Source organism: Streptomyces sp. NPDC007971 (assembly GCF_042958635.1).
In the GTDB taxonomy this organism is placed as follows: domain Bacteria; phylum Actinomycetota; class Actinomycetes; order Streptomycetales; family Streptomycetaceae; genus Streptomyces.
In genome coordinates this window covers 60398-80035 of sequence record NZ_JBIBJK010000013.1, presented here as the reverse complement: position 1 = coordinate 80035, position 19638 = coordinate 60398, and the positions used below count along the sequence as shown (strand labels likewise).

Genomic DNA, 19638 nt, shown 5'->3' with positions numbered 1-19638 from the left:
TCATGAATCCAACGCATGCTTGTCATCCCAGCCATGAATCAGAACGATGGACATGTGGACCTCCAGCAGATGCGCTACGTCGTCGCCGCCGCCGAGACACGCAATTTCACCCGCGCCGCGGAGCGCTGCTCCGTGGTGCAGTCGTCGCTCAGTCACCGGATCGCCGGTCTGGAACGGGAGCTGGGCGTCAAGCTGTTCGCCCGGTCCAGTCGCCGCGTCGAGCTGACCAGCGCCGGCGCGGCGTTCGTGGCCGCGGCGCGCGAGTGCCTGGCCGCTGCCGACCGCGCCGCCGCCGACGCCGTCGCCGCGACCGGCGTGGTGCGCGGCCGGCTCGCGGTCGGCGTGATCGTGACGACGGCTGCCGTCGACGTACCCGAACTGCTGCAGCGGTATCGCGCCCAGCACCCGGACGTCCGCGTCGCCCTGCGTTCCGGACGCAGTGACGACCTGGTGGCGGCGATCCGCGACGGCGACCTCGACATCGCCTTCCTCGGCCTGCCGGAGAACGAACCGCCCTCCGGTGTGGACACCGTCGTGCTCGATCACGACGAGCACGTCCTGGTGGTGCCGGCCGGGCACCAGCTGGCCGGTGCTTCCCGGGTCGCCCTGCACGAGATCGCCGGGGAGACGTTCGTGGACTTCGTAGCCGGGACACCCGCCCGCGCCCAGTCCGATCAGGCGTTCGCCGCCGCGGGCCTGGTCCGCGACGTCGCGTACGAGGCCGGTGTCGTCGAGCTGATCACCCGGCTGATCGCGCGCGGGCTCGGCGTCGCGCTGCTGCCGTCGGCGTTCATCCGGCCGCTGGCGGCCGCGGATCCCGGGCTGGTGCTGGTCCCGGTGGCCGACGGGCCACGCCGTGTGGAGTATCTGGCGTGGGGCCGGTTCAACCCGAGCCCGGCCACCCGGGCGATGCTCGACGTCCTCGGGGTCCGGCCACCGTCAGCGGCGTCCCGGGCGGGTGTTTCGTCAACCGCGCCGTCGCGCGACCGCGGTGACCGCCCCGCGCCCGGAGGTCATTCGGGTGCGATGGAGAAACTGCGCCACAGGCCGGTGGACCTGACCGCCTCGTCCGACGACTGCATGCTCACGTAGATGTTCGACCCGCCCGGCGGCTGAGTGCAGTCGGGTGTGGTGTACAGGAGGATGCTGCTCTGCGTGTAGTTCTCGACGCGGGTCACGCCGTCGCTGAAGGGGTGGCACCCGTGGACCGACGGGTTCGTGATGGTGTCCACGTGTCTGACACCGTTGCGCGCCGTGATCTGGCCTCCGGCCTGATCCTGGCAGGCGGCGAGGGTGATGCCGAGCAACGCGATACCGGTGAGCGTGGCCAGCGGCCGTGAAGCACGCATCGGGCCTCCTGTACCGGGACGGGGAGCTGGCTGGGACGTCCTTTCGCCACCACTATCCGCCAAAAGGGGCCCACACGCCTGGCGGGGGACGGCCTCCACGGAGCTGGGGCCACGGTCCCCCGGTGCCGTCAGCCGTCGTCGCCGGCCCCCGTGCCCCGCAGGTCGGCGTCGGTGAGGCTCTCCAGCTCACCGTGGGTGTCCAGCCAGTAGAGCAGGGCGACCGCGGGGATGATGAGCACGAGGGCGACGAACGTGACGAACGCCAGCCAGCGCAGCGTGGTGTGTGCGCCCGCGCCCTCGGCGACGGTCAGCGAGGTCGGGACGAGGTAGGGGCGCTGCGCCATCCCCCAGGCGATGACGGCCGACGCCACCACGCCGACCGCACTCACCCGGGACCAGGCCCCGGAGGGACGCATCAGCAGCCACGCCGTGGCGAGCGTGGCCAGCACGGCCACGACGACGAAGACGAGCCCCACGCCATGGGTGAGCCCGTGCCACACATGAGGGGCGTCCCCGTGGGTGACGACCAGCGTGATCACGGCGAGGACGGCGACGGCGGCGAGGGCGGCGAGGGCCCGCCGCCGGAAGTAGCCGTCCAGGTCGGGCACGGCGAAGCGGCGGGCGTCCGCAGCGAGGAAGACGGCGCCGAGCAACGCCGTCGCCGCGACGGCGAGCAGACCGAAGAGCAGCGACGTGGGGTTGGCCCAGGCATCCGTCGACGCCTGCGTCGTGGCGGTCACCCGGCCCGAGGCCACTCCCCCGGCCGCGGCACCCAGGAAGAACGGCGTCAGGAGCGAGGAGATCGCGAACACCGCGCCGTACAGGCGTCGGCCGGCCAGCCGCCGGGCGGGCTTGCGCAGCGCGAAGCCGGCCCCGCGCAGCACGGTGCCCACGGCGGCCAGCGCCAGGGGCAGCCACATCGTGGTGAACACCCGCTGGAAGAGGACCGGGAACCCCGTCCACATGATGACCAGGACGAAGATCAGCCAGACGTTGTTGACCTCCCACACGGGGGCCATCGCGTGGTCGATCAGCCATCGGGGACGCTTGCCGCGCTCCGCCCCGCCCGCGGTCAGGTCCCAGAAGCCGGCTCCGTAGTCGGTGCCGCCGGCGCAGGCGTAGGCGGCGATCGCGAGCAGCAGGACGACGGCGATGACCCCGGCGATCACGGCCGGCTCCCGGCCGAGCGCGGCCCGTACGGTGTGTCCGTCTCCGGCGAGTCCGCATCCCGTGTGCCCGCCTCCCGTGTGCCCGCCTCCCGTGTGCCCGCCTCCCGTGTGCCCGCCTCCCGTGTGCCCGCCTCCCGTGTGCCCGCCTCCGGTGTGCCCGCCTCCGGTGTCTGTTCCGGCGGCCGCGGGCCGCCCCTCTCGTCGGCCTGCCGCCAGCGGGTCCGCATCTTCAGCAGGATCGCCAGGAACGACCCGAACACGAAGACGTACACCGCGACGACCAGGGCGAACATGATCCACAGGCTGCCGGCGCGCGTCGCCGTCACCGCCTCCGCGACCCGCATGTTCTGGTAGACGATCCACGGCTGGCGGCCCACCTCGGTGGTGATCCAGCCGCATTCCACGGCCAGCACGGAGGCCACGCCCGCGCACGCCGCGACGCGGTAGAACCAGGGGGAGGCGGGCAGCCGGCGGCGGCGCAGCCACACCAGGGCGTACCAGAGCGCGAGCAGGAGCAGCAGGGAGCCGAGGCCGACCATGGCGTCGAACGCGAAGTGCGTGAGGGTGGCCTGGGTCGCGGTCGGCCGGTCGTCGGCCGGCACCGAGGTCAGCCCGGTGACCCTGGTGTCCGGGCGGAAGCCGGCCAGGATCGAGTCGAGCTGGGGGATCTTGATGCCCCCGGAGACGGTCCCGTCCGGGTGCAGTCGGCCGAAGAGGTACTCCGGCACGTGGGTGTCGGTCTTCCAGACGATCTCCGTCGCGGCGAACTTCACCGGCTGCTTGTGGAACACCTGCCGGGCGATGGAGTCGCCCAGCATGAACTGCACCGGTGTGCACACCGCGGCGAGCGTGAAGGGGATCGTGAAACCGAGCCGGTGGTAGCGGTCGCGGCGGCCGCGCAGCCGTCCCACGGCGTAGACGCCCGCGGTGACGTAACCCGCGGTGACGAACATCGCCATGACGAAGTGCCAGTACTCCGGGCCGAACATGGGCGTGAAGATCGCCTTCTGGATGTTCACGTCCATGGGGTTGCCGGCGGCGTCGAGGGTGAAGCCCCGGGGTGTGTTCATCCAGGAGTTGGCGGCGAGGATCCCGAAGGCCCCGAGCAGGGCGGCGAAGGGCAGCGGCAGCGCGAGCAGGAAGTGGGCACGGGCGGGGAGCCTGCGCCAGCCGTACAGATAGACGGCAATGAGGACGGCCTCCAGGAAGAAGGCCCACGCCTCGACGCCGAAGCCGATGCCGAACACATCGCCCCAGCGGCCCATCATCCCCGGCCACAGCAGCCCGAACTCGAAGGAGAGCACGGTGCCGGTGACGACGCCGATGGCGAACTGGACGGCCATCACGGCCGACCACCGCCGGGCCAGGAGCAGGGCGGTCGCATCGCCGCGGCGCAGGCCGTAGCCGTGCATGATCAGGGTGATCAGCGGCAGCGCCACGCCCAGCGGCACCAGGATGATGTGGGAGGCGAGGGTGAAGGCCATCAGCGATCTGGCCGGGAGCATCTGCGCGGGTGCGGGCGCCAGAGCCGCCATCACGGTGTGCATACGGGTCTCCCCCGGGGGCCGAGGCGGTGGGGTGGGTCAGCCGCCGGTGGCGAAGCCGGGGAAGAGGGTCATGCCGCCGTCGACGTAGAGGGTGGTTCCCACGACGTAGTCCATGAGGTCGGAGGCGAGGCCGACGACGGCGTGGGCGATGTCGTCGGGTTCGCCGACCCGGCCGTAGGGGATCAGTTGCAGGAGGTCCCGCTCCGCCTCGGGCGTGTCCCAGGCGTCGCGGTTGATGGGGGTCTTGATGGCTCCGGGGGCGACGGCGTTCACCCGGATCTTCTTCGGGGCGAGTTCCTGGGCGAGGGTCGCCATCATCATCTGGATGCCGCCCTTGGACGAGGCGTAGTTGACGTGACCGGCCCACGGGATGATCTGGTGGACGGAACTCATGCAGATGATCTTCCCGGCCGCGCGGGACACCTCCGGGACGATTCCGCGGCGCAGGAACTCCTTGGTCGCCTCACGGGCGCACAGGAACTGCCCGGTGAGGTTGACGTCCAGGACCTTCTGCCACTGGGCGAGGGTCATGTCGGTGAGCGGGGCGTCCCGCTGGAGTCCGGCGTTGGCGACCAGGATGTCGATGGTGCCGAACTCCTGGACCATGCGGTTCGTCATGGCGACGACCTGGGCCTCGTCGGAGACGTCCGCCTCGTAGGCCGCGGCGCGCACTCCGAAGGCGGTGATCTCCTCGACCACCTGCTCGGCGTCCTCCCGGCCGGCCACGTAGTTCACCACGACGTCGGCCCCGGCCCGGCCCAGGGCGACGGCGGTCGCCCGGCCGATTCCGGAGTTCGCGCCGGTGACCAGTGCCTTCTGGCCCTTCAGCAGGTGTGCGGGGGCAACTCCCTGCGGTGCGCCCTCGGTGGAACTCACGATGCCCTGCTCCTCCACTACGTGCCGGACCGGCCGGGCCCGGGAGCCCAGGTCCGGGCTTCAGACAAGCACCGGGGAGGGGCGGCGGCATGCCGGGGCGGACGGCGTTGCGCTGCCCGGCCGAGGATCTTCGCCCGGTCGGGGACGGGGTGCGGGCGGGGCGCGGGCGGAGGTCAGCCCAGCCGCTCCACCAGGTGGTCGCCCACGCGCAGCGCGTTCGCGATGGCCGTCAGGGACGGGTTGACCGCGCCGATGCTCGGGAAGAAGCTCGTGTCGACGACGTAGAGGTTGTCCAGGTCGTGGGCCTTGCAGTTGACGTCCAGGGCCGAGGCCGCCGGGTCCGTCCCGAAGCGCACCGTGCCGGCCTGGTGGGCGGTGGCGCCGATCGGCATGCCCTTGTGCAGGTAGATGCTGCGGGACAGCATCTGGTGCTCGTGCATGCCGAGACGGCCGAGCATGTGCTGCAGCTTGTGCCGCAGGCGCTCCAGACCGGCGATGTTGTTCGTCTCGTCGAGCGTGAGCCGGATACGGCCGTCGCTCTCCAGGGTCACCCGGTTGTCCGGCTGCGGCAGGTCCTCCCCGCACAGCCAGAAGTCGACGGCGTGATGGGCCAGGACCTCGAAGGGCATGTCCGGTGACACCGCTCCGGCCCAGCGCGGGGCCTGGCCGTGGATCTGCTCGGCGTCCGACTTGCCGAGCATCTGGATGCCGCCCAGGGGGTAGTCCCAGTCGTCTGCGCCCAGGTACCAGTCGTGCAGGGCGAGGGTCTTCTGGAACTGGGTGTCGTTGGGCTCCTTGGAAACGGCCATCAGCGCAAGGTTGTTGTGCCGCATGTAGTGGCGGCCCACGACGTCCGAGCTGTTCGCCAGTCCACCCGGATGCCGGTCGTTCGCCGAGGCCAGCAGCAGGGCCGCGGAGTTGACCGCCCCGCAGGCCACCACCACGATGCCGGCCGAGAAGCGCGCCTCCTCCTCGTCGGGGAGCCGGGCGACGACCGTGGTGACGCTGCGGCCGGTGGGGTCGGTCTCCAGCCGCGTCACCCGGGCGTTGGTGAGCAGTTCGACGTTGGGGTGGCGCAGCGCCGGCTCCACACAGATGACCTGGGCGTCCGACTTGCCGCGGACCAGACAGGGGAAGCCGTCCACCCGGTTGCAGCGGATGCAGACGCTGGAGTGGGTGGCCCGGCCGTGCTCGTCCTGGGTGAGGTCGACGCCGATCGGCAGGTGGAAGGGGTGCAGTCCCTGCTTCTCCAGGTCCTGGCTCAACTGCTCGATGCGCGGCTCGTGTTCGACCGGCGGGTAGGCGTACTGCGCGCTGTACGCGCCCTCCCAGGGATCCTCTCCGTGCCGTCCGTGCACCAGGTAGAGGTGCTCCGCCTCGGTGTAGTACGGCTCCAGGTCCTCGTAACCGAGGGGCCAGGCGGGAGAGATGCCGTCGTGGTGGCGCAGCTCGCCGAAGTCCTGCGGGCGCAGCCGGAACAGCGCGGCGCCGTAGAACTTGGTGTTGCCGCCGACGTAGTAGTTCAGCTCGGGCGGGAACTCGTTGCCGTGCCGGTCGAGCCAGAACTCCGGGGCCCGGTACTTGCCCTTGACGAACACCGCCGTCGAGTCCCAGTTGTCGCGTTCGCGCCGCAGGTAGTCGCCGCGTTCGAGGACGAGCACACGTTTGCCGGACGGGGCGAGGCGGTGGGCGAGCGTGCCGCCCCCGGCGCCGGTGCCGATGACGATGACGTCGTAGGGGGACAGGGTGTCCACGGCGACCACCGTCCTTGCTCGTCCGGTCCGCGGCCGTTTCCGGCTCTCCCCCCTTCGAACGTACGCGCCCCACGGCCGTGCGGCACCTGGAGTGTGCCCCGCACCGGCACGGCGGCAGAACGGCCGGTACGCAAGGGCGGCGAGCACGGGACGGCGGTCGCGGAACGACGAACACCGGACGGCGGTCCCGGAACGACGAACACCGGACGGCGGTCCCGGAATGACGAACGGCGATCACAGCACGGCGATCGGGTTCACCGGGGAGCCGGTCGCCGCGGGCAGCCGCAAGGGGGCCACCACGCACAGGAAGTGCCAGCGGCCCTGCTGTTCGCACACCGGCACCAGTTCCTCGAAGTCCAGCCAGTCCAGCAGATGCAGACCCAGGGCGTTGACGGCCAGCACGTGCACGGGGAACGGGACCTCGGCCACCGCGCTGGGCGCCGCGTCGCTGTTGCCGTCCGAGCCCAGGACGGACACGCCCCGCTCGGCGGGGAAGCGCATCGCCGCCGGATGCAGACCCGCCCGCGCCAGGGAGACGTCCCAGGCACCCAGTCTTCGGCGCCTGAGCCGGTGTCCCACGCGCACGAACAGCAGGTCGCCCGGTTCGACCCGGGTGCGCTGGGCGGTCTCGGCCGCGACGAGGTCCTCGGCCGTCACCTGGTCGCCGGGGTCGAGCCACGGCACACCCCGCAGACGCGGGACGTCGAGGAGGACACCGCGGCCGACGATGCCGTCGCGCACCAGGTCGAGCGTGAGCGCGCCGGCGCCGTCCGGGGTCACGGTGTCCGCCGGGACGCCGCCGTACAGCTCGCCGTCGAACATCACGTGGCACAGCGCGTCGAGGTGGCTGTCGACGTCCCCGTGCACGTTCATCGCGAACCGGTCGCGGGCGAACGCAAGCCCGTGCCCCGCGGTCTCCTCCCGGCACGCCGGCGCAGTCATCCGGTGGGACGCGGGCTCCGGATCGTCGGGACCGGCCCGGGTCTCGATGGGCGCGGCCAGCGACACGGTGCGTCCGCACCGGACCTCGGCGGCGGCCGCCGTCACCCGTTCGGGCGTGAGGAGGTCCAGGGCGCCGCGCCCGTGCCCGGCGGCGACCGCGGCCCCGTCCCGCAGCCGGCGGTACAGGTCCCGGAAGGCCGCTTCGGACAGGGAGTGCGAGGCCGGGGGATGCGCGGGCACGGGCTGCGGCTGCGCGGTCACCGGGAACTCCTCCTCGTCCGGCCCCCTCCCTCCCGTTCATTGGAGCACCCGGCCCAGGGCCCCGCACGCCCGGGCGGCTCGGCGTGCAGGCGCAGGCGGCGCCGCCTTCACTGAGGGGGGAAGGGCCGGACGGCTCGGAAGTCTCTGGAGGTGCGGTATGGCAGGGCACAGGACACGGGGTGCGGCGGGAGCGGTGGTGGCTGTGGTCGTCGCGGTCGCGGCGGCAGGGTGCTCCGGCGGTTCCGGGACCTCTTCCGGAACCGCCAGCAAGGCGGCTTCGGCGGCGTCCTCGGCCGCCGCGTCCCTGGCCTCGAAGGGATCCGACGCGCTGGCCTCGGCGTCGGCGCAGGCCAAGCAGAAGCTCGAAGGCGTCAAGAACGGAGTGAAGGCCAAGGACGACGTGACGCTCGGCACCGTCGCCGTCGGCGGCGACGGCAAGGCGACGGCCAAGGTGACCGCCAAGAACACCGCCGATTCCGCCAAGTCCTTCGCCGTCCAGGTCAATTTCACGGACAAGAGCGGCAATCTGCTGGACGTGACCGTGGTGACGGTCACGAACGTGGCCGCCGGAGCCTCCGGCGACGGCACGGCCACCAGCAACCGCAAGCTGAGCGGGGACGTGCACGCGGCGGTCGGCTCGGCCCTGCGCTACTGAACGACGGCTGCCCGGGCGGCGACGGGCCTGCGGGGCACCCGCGGGCCCGGGACAGCCGACGCAGCCGCGTCCCTTGCCGCAGCCGCATGTGTCGCCTCGGCCACAGCCGTTGCCGCCGCAGCCGCATCGGTCATCTCGGCCGCATCCGTTGCCGCATCCGCAGCGGTTGTCGCATCCGCAGCCGTTGTCACGGCCGCACCCGTTGCCGCCACCGCATCCATTGCCGCCGCAGCCGATGCCTCGGCCGCACCCGTGCTGGGCCGGTCCGTACACGGCGGCCGGTCCGTACACGACGGCCGGTCCGTACACGGCGGCCGGGCCGTGTCAGGCGTCGCTGCGCATCAGCCGGTACGCCGCCCCGGCCAGCGCGAGTGCCGTCCAGCCCAGGAAGACCAGCAGGCCGGCCGGGGGCGAAAGGGTGGTGGAGTCGTGGGTCAGGGCGTACATCGCCTGGCCCGCGTTGCTCGGCAGGTAGGGGCTGATGTCGTCCTGCCAGGAGCTGGGCAGGAGCGAGGCCAGGCCGGGGATGAGCATCAGGGTGGCGACCAGCAGCGAGATGCCTGCGGCCACCGACCGCAGCAGCGCGCCGAGCGCGGTGCCGATCACACCGACCAGGCCGAGGTAGAGCCCGGCGCCCAGCAGGCTGCGGACGACCCCGGGGTCGGTCAGGCCCATCGCGGCGGGGGTGCCGGCGACGATCCCGCTGCCGGCCAGGAAGGCGGTGAACGCGCCGAGGGTGCCGACGACCAGCGCGACCAGCCCGAACACGGCCGCCTTGGACCACAGGACGGGCAGCCGGCGCGGCACGGCGGCGAGCGTGGAGCGGATCATGCCGGTGGAGTACTCGCCCGCCATGACCAACACGCCGAGGACACCGAGGGCCAGTTGGGCGAAGTTGGCGCCGAAGAGGGACAGGCTCACGGCCGTCGCGCGGGCGAAGTTCCGGTCCATGCGGGGAGTGCCGTTCATGAACTTGTAGCGGCTCGCGGCGATCAGCCCGAAGACGACGAGGAAGAGCAGGCCGAGGCCCAGGGTGATCCAGGTCGAGCGCAGCGACCAGAACTTGGCCCACTCGGAGGACAGCACCCGCCGTCCGGTCACGCGGTGGTCGGGGCGGGCGGACGGTGTGGTGCGGGACGGCTCGGCCCTGCTGGTGAGGGTGCTCATGCGGTCCTCCTGGCGGTCCCGGCGGTCTCCGGGGTCGCTGCTGGTGTCGCTGGGGCCTCCGGGGTTTCCGGGGTCTCAGGGATCTCGGTGATCCCGGCCGTCTCGGTGATCCCGGCCGTCTCAGCTGTTAGGGCGGCTGCCGCTGTTACGGCGGTCGCGGCGGTCCGGGAAGCCTCAGCGGTCCCGGAGGTCTCGGCGGCCTCACGGGGCTCGGGGTTCCTGGTACCGGCCGAGGATCCGGTCACGGAGCCGACGGTGGAGCCGGCCGCAGAGCCGGTCCCGGAGCCGGCCGTGGAACCGTGGTACTCCACGGCGTCCCGGGTCAGGTCCATGAAGGCCTCCTCCAGGGAGACGGTCCGCGCGGTCAGCTCGAACAGGGCGATCCCGTGCTCGGCGGCCCGCAGCCCGATCTCACGGGCGCTCAACCCGGTCACCTGCAGTTCCTCGGAGCCGGCCCGGCCGGTGATGCCGACACCCGGCGCGGCCAGCACGTCCCGCAGCCGGGCCGGGTCCCCGGTCGCCACCTTCACCGTGTCCCCGCCCGCCTCGCCGACCAGGTCGCGCACGGTGGTGTCGGCCAGCAGCCGTCCCCGGCCCACGACGATCAGGCGGTCCGCCACCAGTGCCATCTCGCTCATCAGGTGGGAGGAGACGAACACCGTCCGGCCCTCCGCGGCGAGCGAGGTCAGCAGGGTGCGGATCCAGAGAACGCCCTCCGGGTCCAGGCCGTTGACGGGCTCGTCCAGCATCACCGTCTGCGGATCACCCAGCAGCGCCGCCGCGATGCCGAGCCGCTGGCCCATGCCGAGGGAGAAGGCACCGGCCCGCTTGCGCGCGACGGCGGTGAGACCGGCCAGCTCGATGACCTCCTCGACACGGCGGCGCGGGATGCCGTGGGTGAGCGCGAGCGCCCGCAAGTGGTTGTGGGCCGAGCGGCCCGGGTGGACCGACCTGGCCTCCAGAAGTGCCCCGACCTCCTGGAGCGGTGCCCGGTGGCGGGCGTAGGGGCGGCCGTTGACGGTGACGGTGCCGCTCGTCGGGGCGTCGAGGCCGACCACCATCCGCATGGTGGTGGACTTGCCCGCGCCGTTGGGCCCCAGGAAGCCGGTCACCGTGCCCGGCTCCACGGTGAAGTCCAGCCCGTCGACGGCCGTCTTCTCCCCGTATCTCTTGGTCAGCTGCCGTGCCTCGATCATGGGCGCTCTTCCTCTCGGACCCTGGCGTGCGTCGCGACGACGCCTCACCTGCCACGCTAGGGTCCGAATCGCCCCGATTTCGTGATACCGGGGGCCGAACGGGCGGCCCCCACCGGTGGTACCGCGACACGCCGGCGCCACCGGCGGCTCAGTCCAGCTGCAGCCGGTCCGCCAGTCCCGCCGCGGCGAACGCCCTCACGACGTCCTCCCTCGTCTCGGTGAAGTGGGCCCAGCTGTCGCAGTGGGCCGGGACCACACGGCGGGCGTCCAGGAGCCGTGCGGCCCGCGCGGTTCCGGCGCCGTCGAGGACGAGCAGGGCGTCGTCGAGGACGGGCATACGGGGGGCGCCGGCGAAGAGGACGGCGGTGTCGACCGGCGCGTACCGGTCGGCGATCTCCTGGACCAGCTCCAGGGAGGCGTTGTCGCCGCTGACGTAGACGCTCGGCAGGTCGGCGGAGGTCAGGACGAAGCCGGTGACCTCGCCCACGATCGGCTCGGAGCCCTTGGGCCCGTGCAGGGCGGGCACCGCGGTGACGGTGACGGTGCCGCCGTCGGGGCGGGGCAGCTCGGCGGACTCCCAGGGCGCGAGGGCCCGGGCGGTGCCGCCGAGGCGGCCGGCGGCGCTCGCGGTGGTGAAGGTGCGGGGCACCTCGGCGAGCAGGGCGCGGCCGGAGTGGTCGAGGTTGTCGGCGTGCTGGTCGTGGGAGAGCAGGACGACGTCGACGGGGCCCAGTTCGGTCCGGCCGGTCCGGGGCGGGGCTGTCTTGACCAGGGTCCGGCCGCCGGGCGAGGGGTAGTCACCGGGACCGTCGAAGGTCGGGTCGGTGAGGAAGCGGAGTCCGCCGTACTCGACGAGGACGGTCGGGCCGCCGAGGACGCGGACGGGTATCTGCTCGTTCGTGGTGTCGGGGGTCGGACCGGAAGCGGTCATGATGCGCACCTCACAGCGTCGTCTCACGGATGACGAATGGTCTATCCGTGAAGTGACGTTAGCCCTTCCTCACGGATGGCCGCAAGCCGTACCATGAGATTCATGACTGGGAGCGTGACAGGCGAGCAGACACCACCCCCCGCGCCGGGCGCGGAGCAGTACCCGGCCCTCGACCTCGCCAACAGTGCGGTCACCCTGCCCGGCGGCCACTCGGTCGACCTGCTGGGCTCGCCCGCGGCGGCGGACCGGTGGCTCGTGGAGCACGCCCTGGCCCCGGCCGGCGCGGACCTCCAGGAGACCTGCGCGGCCCGGCTGCGGTCGCTGCGCGAGGAGATCCGCTCCCTGCTCGCCTCGCGGGTCGAGGGCCGCCCCGCCCCGGCCGGCGCCCTGAACGCCCTCAACGAGGCACTCACCCGCGCCCCCGCGGCAGCCCTGCTGCACTGGCACCCCGGACGCGGCCTGTACCGGGCGGCGTCCCACCCGACCACGCAGATCGTCGAGCACGCCTTGGCGGCCCTGGCCGCCGACGCCGCCGACCTGCTCACCGGTCCCGACGCCGACCGCCTCACCGCCTGCGGCTCCACCCCCTGCAACCGCTACCTGCTCCGGCACGGCCGCCGCCACTGGTGCTCCACCCGCTGCGGCGACCGCGCCCGCGCGGCCCGCGCCTACGCCCGCCGCGCCGCGCAGCCGCCGGCCGAGTAGACCGAGCACACCACGTACGCCGAGCACGCCCCACACGCCGAGCACATCGAGCACGCCCCACACGCCCCGCACGCCGAGCACGCCGAGCACGCCGCCGGAAGCGTGCCTGGTGCACGCACAGTTCCCCCACCGAAGTGACATGAGCCGTTCACTCTCGCTCTGTCTGCGACGCCCGGCGTCGACAGCATCCGGCCATTGACTCTCCCCGCGCGGGGACCACCGTTCCCGTACATGTCGCTGCATGTCGCATAGGGGGCCATACGTGGTGACCGCGGTAGAGGGGCCCGGCAGAGCGGAGCCCGACAGATCCGAAGATCCCGAAAGACCCGAACGGCCCTTGCCGCGCAAGGCGTTCGCGGCACAGGGGCTCGGAGACCGCATCTTCCGTTACCAGTTGACGGCCACTGGCGTCGCGGTGCTCGCGATCATGGCCGGAGTCGGTCTGTTCCTGCTGCTACGGGCCGGACAGGCGCTGCGGGTGCAGGGGTTCGGCTTCCTCACGACCGCCGCGTGGGAACCGGACGTCCACCACTTCGGCATCGCGGCCGTCCTCACCGGGACCCTGCTCATCGCCGCCGTCGCCGTGACCATCTCCGTACCGCTGGCCGTGGGCACGGCGCTGTTCATCTCCGACGTGGCACCGCGCCCGCTGCGCCGCACGCTCGTCAGCATGGTCGACCTGATGGCGGCCGTACCGTCGGTCGTGTACGGGCTGTGGGGGCTCTTCTTCCTCCAGCAGCACGTGATCGGGCTGTCGCGCTGGCTGTCCGACTGGCTCGGCTGGATACCGCTGCTGAAGGTGGACGGGACCCGGCCCGGCGAGCCGCTGGCCTCCGAGAGCGTCTACACCGCCTCGGCCTTCATCGCCGGCCTCGTCGTGGCCCTGATGGTGGCGCCGATCCAGTGCTCGGTGATGCGCGAGGTGTTCGCGCAGGCCCCGGCCGGGGAGCGGGAGGGCGCGTACGCCCTCGGCGCGACCCGCTGGGGGATGATCCGCTCGGTCGTGCTGCCGTACGGCAAGGGCGGGATCATCGGCGGGACCATGCTGGGGCTCGGGCGGGCGCTCGGCGAGACCATCGCCGTCTACCTGATCATCTCGCCCGTCTTCACCATCCAGCCGCACATCCTGCAGACCGGCACGAACTCCGTCTCCTCCCTGATCGCCCTGCACTACGGCGACGCCTCCACCTTCGGCATGTCGGCGCTGATGGCGGCGGGCCTGACGCTGTTCCTGCTCACCCTGGCGGTCAACTTCACCGCCTCGTCGATCGTGGCCCGCTCCCGGTCCGGCGCGCAGAGCGAGGCATGAGATGACCGTCGTCGAAGAGACCCTCGCGGCGCCCGCGGTCCCCGGCGCCGGCGCCGAACCGCCCGACGTCCCCCGCCGTATCGGCGGCCCGACCCGCTCCGGGGTGCTGTCCCTGGCCGGCGCCGCCGCCTCGGGCCTGTGCACGGCCGTGCTCCTGTTCGGTGAACTCGCGCCCTTCTCCGGGGCGTTGGGCTTCACCGTCACGGCCTACCTCGTCTTCCTCCTCGTCCACGCCGTGCTCACCGGCCTGGAGGAGGACGGGCAGGCGGTGCGGGACCGGGTGATGACCGTGGTGCTGTGGACCGCGGCCACGCTGCTGTTCACCGCCCTCGCCCTGGTCGTCGGCTTCACCGCCTGGCGGGGCCGCGAGGCGCTGCCGCACGGCAACTTCTTCACCCAGGACATGCAGGCCGCCGGCCCCCTGGACCCGCTCACCCACGGCGGCATCGCGCACGCCATGCTCGGCACCCTCATCATGATCACCATCGCCCTGGTGATCACGGTCCCGCTGGGCCTGGCCTGCGCGGTGTACCTGAACCAGATCCCGGGACGCTTCTCCCGCTTCGTGCGCACCGTCGTCGAGGCGATGACCGCGCTGCCCTCGATCGTGGCCGGCCTGATGGTGTACGCCACCTGGATCCTCGGGCTCGGCATGCAGAAGTCGGGCCTCGCGGCGGGCTTCGCGATCAGCGTGATGATGCTGCCGATCGTGATCCGGGCTGCGGACGTGGTGCTGCGGCTGGTGCCGGGCACGCTGACGGAGGCCGCCGAGGCGCTGGGCGCGCCGCGCCGGCGGACGGTGTGGCACGTGGTCCTGCCCACGGCCCGCTCGGGCCTGGCCACCGCGGTCATCCTCGGCACCGCCCGCGGCATCGGCGAGACCTCACCGGTCCTGCTCACCGCCGGTTTCACGGCGTCCCTGAACGCCGACCCCACCGACGGCCCGATGGTCTCCCTGCCCCTCGCCGTCTTCAACTTCGTCAAGTCGCCCCAGCCGGCCATGATCGCCCGCGGCTTCGGCTCGGCGGCGGTCCTGATGGCCCTGGTCCTGGTCCTGTTCGCGATCGCCCGTGTCATCGGCGGCCGCGGGGCGGGCCACCAGAGCAGGCGCCAGGCGCGCAGGGCGGCGCGGGCGTCGCGCCGGGACGCAGAGCGTTTCGCGGATCTGCACGCACCGGGACTGACCTTGTTCGAGGCCGTCGGCCGTGACGACACCGGCGGGACCGGCCACCCCGGGGGCGCGGGGAACCGCGCGACCGGCCACGACGAACCCGCACCCGCCAACGAATCCGAGCACGGCCCCACGGACGGAGACCGTCACTGATGTCCAGCCCTGTCATCAACGCCCTACGACGGCTGGGCATCCTGGCCGCGCTGATGGGCATCCTCGGCACCCTCACCGGCACGCCCGCGTCGGCCGACAACTACACCCCGATCGCCGGCGCGGGCTCCACCTGGGCGGAGAACGCCGTCGACGAGTGGCGGCGCGCCGTGAACCAGTACGGCATGCGGATCTCCTACGCCGGCATGGGCTCCTCCGACGGCCGCCGCCAGTTCCTCAGCGGAACCGTCGACTTCGCGGTCTCCGACATCCCCTTCCAGACCCACCCCACCGACGGCTCCGCGGCCGAGCGCCCCGCACCGGGCTCGTACGCGTACATGCCGATCGTGGCCGGCGGAACCGTCTTCATGTACCACCTGACCGTCAACGGCAGGCGGGTCACCAACCTGCGGCTGTCCGGCGACGTCGTCACGAAGATCTTCACCGGGGTCGTCAAGTTCTGGGACGACCCGGTGATCCGGGCCGACAACCCCGGCCTCCAGCTGCCCCACCGCACGGTCGTCCCGGTCGTCCGCTCCGACGGCTCGGGTTCCACCGCCCAGTTCACGCTGTGGATGGCCAACCAGCACAGGGCGCTGTGGCAGGCCTACTGCCGCAAGGTCGGCCGCTCGGGCGCCTGCGGCCAGACCTCCAACTACCCGACCGTCTCCGGGATGATCGCCCAGTCCGGCGACCTGGGCGTGGCCGGCTACGTCGCCCAGAACTACGGTGAGGGCGCGATCGGATACGTCAACTACTCCTACGCGCTCAACGCCCACTATCCGGTCGCCAAGGTCCTCAACCACGCGGGCTACTACACCGAGCCCACCCCGCAGAACGTGGCGGTCTCGCTGCTCAAGGCACGGATCAACACGAACAAGAGCTCCCCGGACTACCTCACCCAGCAGCTCGACGGCGTCTACAACGACACCGACAGGCGCAACTACCCGCTGTCCAGCTACTCGTACATGATCCTGCCGCTCAAGGTGCAGGGCACCTTCACCCCGATCAAGGGCAGGACGCTGGGCGCGTTCTCGTACTACTTCATGTGCCAGGGCCAGCAGCAGGCGCCCCAGCTGGGCTACTCGCCGCTGCCCATCAACCTGGTCAGGGCGGGCTTCGACCAGATCCGCCGCATCCCCGGTGTGCAGGCGCAGAACATCAACATCCGCCGCTGCAACAACCCGACCTTCACCCCCTCCGGCCGCAACCGGCTCGCCGAGACCGCGCCCTACCCGAAGCCCTGTGACAAGAAGGGCGCCGCGCCCTGCACCACGGGCAGCGGCGGCGCCAAGTCCGGCAGCGGCGGCGACGGCGGTCAGGACGGCGGTGCGGCCGGCGGGTCCGCCGGCGGCGGCACCTCCGCCGCCGGCGGCAGCGGCACGGGGAGTCCCGGCGGCGCCAGCAGCACAGGCGGCAGCGGCGGCCCGTCCGTCGACCCGGACACCGGGCAGACCCTCGCGCCGGGCGGCAGCTCCGGCGGCGGCTCGGGCGCGGGCGGCACGGTCACGGGCGGCACGGTCGCCCTCGCCCAGCCCGTCGCGGTCGCCACCGGGCACGGCTGGACCGGCACACAGACGCTGATGCTGCTGGCCGCGTTCCTGGTGCTCGGGCTGCTCCTGCTGCCCTCGGTGGTCTCCCGCCTGGTGGGCTCCCGGTCCGGGGACCGCTCCACGGAAGGGAGCGCGCGATGAGAGCCGCCCCGATACGCCGCGCCCTGGTCCGGCTGCTCGCCGGCGCCACCGTCGGCGCCCTCGCGGGCCTCGCCCTCGCCCAGGCGGCCCCCGCCGCCACCGCCGCCGCCCCGGCCGACTCGGCCGTCACGGTCTCCGGGCGGGGCGAGTTCAAGGACATGAGGTTCACGGTCGGCCAGACCGGCCGCCTCACCAGCCAGGCGATCAGCGTCTCCTGGAGGGGCGGCACCCCGACGACGTTCGCGGGCACGCTGTTCAACACGGACTTCGTACAGATCATGCAGTGCTGGGGCGACGACGACCACACCGTCCCGGACAACCCCGGCCCGCCGCGCACCCAGTGCGAGTACGGCGCCTCGCCGACCACCGACCGGGGCAGCTGGCCGGGCAACATGCTGGACGACACCCGCCAGGTCTTCTACAACGCCGAGCCGACCAACTACGGCCAGGACGACCGTTACGGGGCGGCCAACCCCGGCGTGCCGGCCGAGGTCCCCTTCAAGACCGTCGACGGCCAGTGGGTCACCGCCAACACCCAGAACAACCCCTACTTCAACCGCAACACCACCAACGAGGTCGACTTCGCCCGGACCGGCGCCGACGGCACCGGCAAGGAGTACTTCGAGGTGCAGACCGCCAACGAGGCCCCGCACCTGGGCTGCGGCGCGCCCGTCACCGTCAACGGGACCAGGACTGCGCGCTCCTGCTGGCTGGTGATCGTGCCGCAGGGCCATCTCGACCTCGACGGCAAGCCGTACGCCGACCACAGCCAGGTCAACGCGGGCTCCCCGGTCTCCTCGACCAACTGGAAGAACCGCATCGCGATCCCGCTGCACTTCAACCAGGTCGCCACCAACTGCGCGCTCGGCTCCAGCGAGCGCCCCACCACCGGCAGCGAGCTGGCCGCCGACGCCATGACCAGCTGGCAGGCCGCCCTGTGCCCGAGCGGCAGGGTGTACGGCTACACGGAGCTGGGCGAGCCCGACACCCGGACCCGGCTGAGCAACGACGGCTCCCTGGGCATGGGCTTCACCACCCGGGCGCTGGGCGCCGACTACGGCACCAGCGCACCGTCCGGGACGACGACGTACGCGCCCGTGGCGCTCACCGGCACCGTCATCGGGTTCACCATCGAGCGCAGACCCAGGGCCGGGGCCCCGGCGGACGTGGAGAAGAGCGCCGGCACCAAGGTCGGCTCGCTGAAGCTCAACGCCCGTCTGGTCGCCAAGCTGCTGACCGAGTCGTACCGCAACTCGCCCTGGGGCTCGGTGCTGCGCGGCAAGCCGGCCAAGGGCTACGGCTGGGCCGCGAACAACCCGGCCGGCCTGGCGAGCGATCCCGAATTCATCTCGCTCAACCCCGAGTTCGCGCAGCTGTCGGTCGCCGAGACCCCGAACACCGACACCGACCTGATGACCTCGCTCGGGCACAGCGACAGCGCCCGCGCACTGTGGCAGTGGATCCTCGCCGACAAGGACGCCCGGCGGTTCCTCGCCGGGGTCTCCGACGACTGGGGCATGCGGGTCAACCCGTACTACAGCACCAACACGGACGTGAACCCGGCCGGTCTGGCCTTCGATCCGGCGCACACCGACGAGTACCCGAAGAGCGACCCCTGGTGCACGGTCCCGCCCGGCAGCGACGCCCCCAAGACCGCCCGGCAGTGCATGACCGACTTCCACCCCTACGTCGACGACATGCACGTGGGCGCCCTGCACACCCGGCGCGCCGACACCCTGTGGAAGTCGACCTGGGACCCGCTGGCCAGTCCGCCCTCCTACAAGGGCACCGGCCCGCAGACCGTCGGCTCCCGGTTCGTCATCACCGTGACCGACGCGGCCTCCGCCGCCCGCTACGGCCTGCAGACCGCGAGCCTGCGCAACGCCGCCGGCCGGTACGTCACCCCCACCGCCACGTCCCTGACCGAGGCGGCGAAGACCGCGGCCGGCAAGGACGTCGCCGAGATCACCCCGGCCGGCGCCACGGCGAAAGGCGCCTACCCGCTGGCCCACCTGGTGTACGCGGCCCTACGGCCCGGCTCGCTGAAGGCGGACGCCCGCGCCGACTACGCGACCCTGCTCCGGTACGCGGCGGCCGCGGGACAGGTCTCCGGAGCCGACCCGGGCCGGCTGCCCGCGGGGTACGCCCCGCTGTCGCGCGCCCTGCGCGAGCGCACGGCCAAGGCCGCCGACGCCCTGGTGCACTACAAGGGACCGGGCCCCACCGGCGGCAGCGACGACGGCGGCCCGACCGGCGGCAACAGCGGCGGCGGCAGCGACGGCGGCACCGGAACCGGGCCGGGCGGCGGCACTCCCGGCGGCACGCCGGACGGCGGCGCCACGGGCGGCAGCGGCAGCCCGAGCCCCACGCCCAGCCCCGCGGCGTCCTTCGACGGCGGCAACGCCGTCCGGACCACGGCCGCCGGCGACACCCCCGCCGACCCCGCCAACCCGCTGCGGTACGCCGTACCGGCCGGGGCCGCGCTCGGCGCGGTCGCCGGAGCGGGCGCCCCCTTCGCGGGCGGCCGCCGGCTGCGGCTCGGCCCCGCCCGGACGGCGCTGCGCCGCCTGGGAGCGCGCCGTGGCCGATCGCGCCCGCGCGGCGGAGGCACCCGGTGACACCGCCCCACGCCCCCTAGGGGCGCTGCCGCACGGCAGCCGACCGCACCACCCCCGTGACACCCCCCACGCACCCGGAGCCAAGTGCTCCCCCACAGACGGCCGCCCGCCCCGAAAGGCAGTCGGGGCGGACGGCCCGTACCA

General features: G+C 72.8%; 14 protein-coding genes and 2 pseudogenes. 7 read left to right on the top strand and 9 right to left on the bottom strand.

Going from position 1 to position 19638, the window contains the following annotated elements:
• Positions 1-54: 54 nt before the first annotated feature.
• A pseudogene (locus ACFZCP_RS26775) lies at positions 55-951 on the top strand (LysR family transcriptional regulator); the annotation flags it as partial.
• A 62-nt stretch (positions 952-1013) separates the two neighbouring features.
• Here the strand turns inward: ACFZCP_RS26775 and ACFZCP_RS26770 are convergent.
• From ACFZCP_RS26770 to ACFZCP_RS26745, 6 genes are all read right to left on the bottom strand, one after another.
• Positions 1014-1349 carry a hypothetical protein gene (locus ACFZCP_RS26770; RefSeq protein ID WP_391431077.1) on the bottom strand — a complete coding sequence of 112 codons (336 nt, stop codon included), beginning with the start codon at positions 1347-1349 and terminating at the stop codon, positions 1014-1016.
• A gap of 128 nt (positions 1350-1477) precedes the next feature.
• Positions 1478-2518, bottom strand: coding sequence for a cytochrome d ubiquinol oxidase subunit II (locus ACFZCP_RS26765; RefSeq protein WP_391431073.1), 1041 nt, complete (start codon positions 2516-2518; stop codon positions 1478-1480).
• A complete protein-coding gene (locus ACFZCP_RS26760) occupies positions 2515-4065 on the bottom strand; it encodes a cytochrome ubiquinol oxidase subunit I (protein WP_391431070.1) in 1551 nt (516 codons plus the stop codon). Before ACFZCP_RS26760 ends, ACFZCP_RS26765 begins: the two co-directional genes overlap by 4 nt.
• A gap of 36 nt (positions 4066-4101) precedes the next feature.
• Entirely contained in the window at positions 4102-4941 is an 840-nt protein-coding gene (locus tag ACFZCP_RS26755; RefSeq protein WP_391431067.1) for a glucose 1-dehydrogenase, read from the bottom strand.
• Between the two features lie 173 nt (positions 4942-5114).
• Positions 5115-6695 carry a GMC oxidoreductase gene (locus ACFZCP_RS26750; protein WP_391431064.1) on the bottom strand — a complete coding sequence of 527 codons (1581 nt, stop codon included), beginning with the start codon at positions 6693-6695 and terminating at the stop codon, positions 5115-5117.
• A 234-nt stretch (positions 6696-6929) separates the two neighbouring features.
• Positions 6930-7898, bottom strand: coding sequence for a cyclase family protein (locus ACFZCP_RS26745; protein WP_391431059.1), 969 nt, complete (start codon positions 7896-7898; stop codon positions 6930-6932).
• Positions 7899-8094: 196 nt separating this feature from the next.
• On the opposite strand from ACFZCP_RS26745, the gene ACFZCP_RS26740 reads away from it, so the two are divergent.
• A complete protein-coding gene (locus tag ACFZCP_RS26740) occupies positions 8095-8553 on the top strand; it encodes a hypothetical protein (RefSeq protein WP_391431056.1) in 459 nt (152 codons plus the stop codon).
• A gap of 324 nt (positions 8554-8877) precedes the next feature.
• Here ACFZCP_RS26740 and ACFZCP_RS26735 read toward each other — a convergent pair whose 3' ends face one another.
• The 3 genes and pseudogenes from ACFZCP_RS26735 to ACFZCP_RS26725 all read right to left on the bottom strand — a co-directional run bounded on the left by ACFZCP_RS26735 (position 8878) and on the right by ACFZCP_RS26725 (position 11847).
• Entirely contained in the window at positions 8878-9720 is an 843-nt protein-coding gene (locus ACFZCP_RS26735; protein ID WP_391431053.1) for an ABC transporter permease, read from the bottom strand.
• 275 nt (positions 9721-9995) lie between these two features.
• Positions 9996-10916 (bottom strand): annotated as a pseudogene (locus ACFZCP_RS26730) (ABC transporter ATP-binding protein); the annotation flags it as partial.
• Between the two features lie 148 nt (positions 10917-11064).
• Positions 11065-11847 carry an MBL fold metallo-hydrolase gene (locus ACFZCP_RS26725; protein WP_391431050.1) on the bottom strand — a complete coding sequence of 261 codons (783 nt, stop codon included), beginning with the start codon at positions 11845-11847 and terminating at the stop codon, positions 11065-11067.
• A gap of 102 nt (positions 11848-11949) precedes the next feature.
• Between ACFZCP_RS26725 and ACFZCP_RS26720 the strand changes: the two genes are divergently transcribed.
• The 5 genes from ACFZCP_RS26720 to ACFZCP_RS26700 all read left to right on the top strand — a co-directional run bounded on the left by ACFZCP_RS26720 (position 11950) and on the right by ACFZCP_RS26700 (position 19494).
• The gene (locus ACFZCP_RS26720) at positions 11950-12552 is read left to right on the top strand and encodes an ABATE domain-containing protein (protein WP_391431048.1); all 603 of its coding nucleotides are present in this window, start codon (positions 11950-11952) and stop codon (positions 12550-12552) included.
• A gap of 337 nt (positions 12553-12889) precedes the next feature.
• Positions 12890-13861: a phosphate ABC transporter permease subunit PstC gene (gene pstC, locus ACFZCP_RS26715; RefSeq protein ID WP_391431045.1), complete on the top strand. Its 972-nt coding sequence runs from the start codon at positions 12890-12892 to the stop codon at positions 13859-13861.
• A 1-nt stretch (position 13862) separates the two neighbouring features.
• Complete coding sequence (gene pstA, locus ACFZCP_RS26710; protein ID WP_391431041.1) at positions 13863-15185, top strand: phosphate ABC transporter permease PstA; 1323 nt, start codon at positions 13863-13865, stop codon at positions 15183-15185.
• Entirely contained in the window at positions 15185-16876 is a 1692-nt protein-coding gene (locus ACFZCP_RS26705) for a substrate-binding domain-containing protein (RefSeq protein ID WP_391431038.1), read from the top strand. Before pstA ends, ACFZCP_RS26705 begins: the two co-directional genes overlap by 1 nt.
• Positions 16873-19494, top strand: a complete 2622-nt coding sequence (locus ACFZCP_RS26700) for a hypothetical protein (protein ID WP_391431035.1) — start codon at positions 16873-16875, stop codon at positions 19492-19494. Before ACFZCP_RS26705 ends, ACFZCP_RS26700 begins: the two co-directional genes overlap by 4 nt.
• Positions 19495-19638: the final 144 nt, after the last annotated feature.